The sequence below is a fragment of the Curtobacterium sp. B8 genome, assembly GCF_000333315.1.
In the GTDB taxonomy this organism is placed as follows: domain Bacteria; phylum Actinomycetota; class Actinomycetes; order Actinomycetales; family Microbacteriaceae; genus Curtobacterium; species Curtobacterium luteum.
The window spans coordinates 1-2519 of sequence record NZ_BACW01000697.1 but is presented as its reverse complement, the minus strand read 5'-3'; the positions used below and the strand labels follow the sequence as shown (position 1 = coordinate 2519).

At 71.9% G+C, this 2519-nt stretch carries 3 protein-coding genes; 2 read left to right on the top strand and 1 reads right to left on the bottom strand.

Translation table 11 applies throughout. From position 1 onward, the window contains the following. Positions 1 to 90 precede the first annotated feature (90 nt). The gene (locus I59_RS18665; protein ID WP_042726927.1) at positions 91 to 810 is read right to left on the bottom strand and encodes a FadR/GntR family transcriptional regulator; all 720 of its coding nucleotides are present in this window, start codon (positions 808 to 810) and stop codon (positions 91 to 93) included. 97 nt (positions 811 to 907) lie between these two features. Here I59_RS18665 and I59_RS18660 point away from each other — a divergent pair, with 97 nt between their 5' ends. Both I59_RS18660 and I59_RS18655 read left to right on the top strand, forming a co-directional pair. Beyond that, positions 908 to 1819 carry a proline iminopeptidase-family hydrolase gene (locus tag I59_RS18660; protein WP_022905182.1) on the top strand — a complete coding sequence of 304 codons (912 nt, stop codon included), beginning with the start codon at positions 908 to 910 and terminating at the stop codon, positions 1817 to 1819. Between the two features lie 231 nt (positions 1820 to 2050). After that, positions 2051 to 2519, top strand: a 469-nt coding sequence (locus I59_RS18655; RefSeq protein ID WP_031274654.1) for an amino acid permease, incomplete at its 3' end; no start/stop codon positions are given.

Sequence of the window (2519 nt, the reverse complement as noted above, 5' to 3'; positions counted from 1 at the left end):
GGCGAGGTGCCGGGTACATCTCCGGCGCGGTCATCCCCGTCGACGGCGGCCTCGGGATGGGGCACTAGCCGGGGAGGCCGGTCGGCGCCGTCAGCCCGTCGGGACCTGACCGGCCCGCAGCATCGCCCGCTCGAGCAGCTCGAGGTCGATGCCGACGTGCCGTCTGGCCAGTTCGCCCGCCTCGGCCACGCGGTGTGCGCACACCGCCTCGACGAGCGCCTCGTGTTCCCGCAGCGCTCGGACCTCCATCTCCGCCATGCCCTCGGTGGTTCCCCAGAGGTGTGCCGGCGCAGCGATCGACACCTGTGACTCGAGTCCGGCCAACGCGTCCGCGAGCACGTCGTTGCCGGCCGCGTCGATCACCGTGCGGTGCAGGACGGCGTCGGCCTGTTGCTTCTCGTGGCCCGACGTGGCCGCGCGGAAGTCGTCGAGGCGTGCCCGGACGAGGGTCGCCTGTTCCGGCGTGATGCGCTCGGCAGCCGCGGTCGCGAGCGCGCCGTGCAGCAGCGCGATCGCGTCGGTGGTCTCGCGGATGCCGTCCCACCGCGCGAGGAGCGTGCGTCCGACCGCGTCCGACGACGAGTCGGGCCACTGTGTCCGGACGAAGGTGCCGCCGCCGCGACCACGGCGAGTCTCGAGCAGGCCCCGGTCCACGAGCCGCGCGAGGGCGGCGCGCACGGTGACCCGGCCGACGCCGAGGAGCCCGGCGAGCTCACGCTCCGGGGGCAGGCGGGACGCCGGCAGGTACTCGCCGACGGCGACCGCGGTCACCAGACGGTCCTCGACCTCGTCGACCCGGCTCTCCACCATCCGCTCCGCCACAAGACCGACCCCTCGTTCGTTTCGTCCACGTTAAAGGACCCGAAAAAGTCTTGCACGAGACCTTTGCGCGGGCCATGCTTCCGTCATGTCCCGCATCACCGAAGGCACGATGCCGTTCCAGGACGGTCACACCTGGTACCGCATCACCGAACCCGACCGGCCCACGCCCGGTGCGCTGCCCCTCGTCGTCCTGCACGGCGGACCCGGCATGGCCCACGACTACCTCCGCAACCTCGCCGCGATCGCCGACGAGACCGGCCGGACCGTGGTCCACCACGACCAGTTCGGGTGCGGCCGCAGCTCGCACCGCCCGGACGCACCCGCGTCGACGTGGACGCCGCAGCTCTTCGTCGACGAGTACGACGCGCTCGTCGCCCACCTCGACCTCGGCGACCACCACGTGCTCGGACAGTCGTGGGGCGGCATGCTCGGTGCCGAGATCGCGGTGCGGCAGCCGGAGCACCTGCGGAGTCTCGCGATCTGCAACTCGCCGGCGTCGATGCAACTGTGGGTGGACGGCGCCGCCGAGCTCCGCGCCCAGCTGCCCGCGGACGTCCAGGACGCGCTGACCCGGCACGAGACCGCCGGGTCCGTCGAGGATCCCGAGTACCTCGCGGCGACGCGGGTGTTCTACGAGCGCCACGTCTGCCGGGTCGTCCCGATGCCGTCCGACTTCGTCGACTCCGAGGCCCAGATGGAGTCCGAGCCGACGGTCTACCACACGATGAACGGGCCGAACGAGTTCCACGTCATCGGCACGATGCGGGACTGGACGATCGTCGACCGGCTGGACGCCGTCGCCGTGCCGACCCTCGTCGTCGCCGGCGAGCACGACGAAGCGACCCCGGCGACCTGGCAGCCGTTCGTCGAGCGGATCGCAGACGTCCAGCAGCACGTCTTCCCCGGTGCGAGCCACTGCTCCCACCTGGAGCAGCCCGAGGCGTTCCGTCGCGTCGTCGCGACGTTCCTCGCGGCGCACGACGACACGGCCGACTGAGCAGCGCGCGTCGGTCCGACGACCGACGCGCGGGTCCTCCGGCCCCACGCCGGACGGGAGGCGCCCCTCACCCCCGCACCGTGCCTCCCGTCCTCTCCCTCCCGGACCACCCGCCGACACCCACCAGGCTGCCGGCCCGCGGATCCGCCGTCCCCCGACCGAGCGGCCACCACCCGTCCCGCCGCCCGTCCGGCCACCCCCTCCACGCACCGTCTCCCGGAACGGAACCCCATGTCGCAGCAGCACAGCGAGCTCTCCGCGCAGCAGCAGCTCGAGGCCTACGGCTACAAGCAGGAGCTCAAGCGCTCCGTGTCCACCACCGACCTGCTCGTGTACGGGCTGGTCTTCATGGTGCCGATCGCCCCGTGGGCGATCTTCGGCACCGTCTACAACGCCTCCAGCGGCATGGTGCCGCTGGTCTACCTCGTCGGCCTGGTCGCGATGATCTTCACCGCGCTGGCGTACGCGCAGATGGCGAAGTCGATCCCACTCGCCGGCAGCGTGTTCTCGTACGTCGGACGGGGCATCCACCCCACCGCGGGGTTCTTCGCCGGCTGGGCGATCCTCCTCGACTACCTGCTCGTCCCGACGCTCCTCTACGTGTTCGCGGCCGAGAGCATGGTCGGGATCTTCCCCGGCTCGCCACGGTGGCTCTGGGCCCTGCTGTTCGTCGCGGTCAACACCGTGATCAACCTGCTCG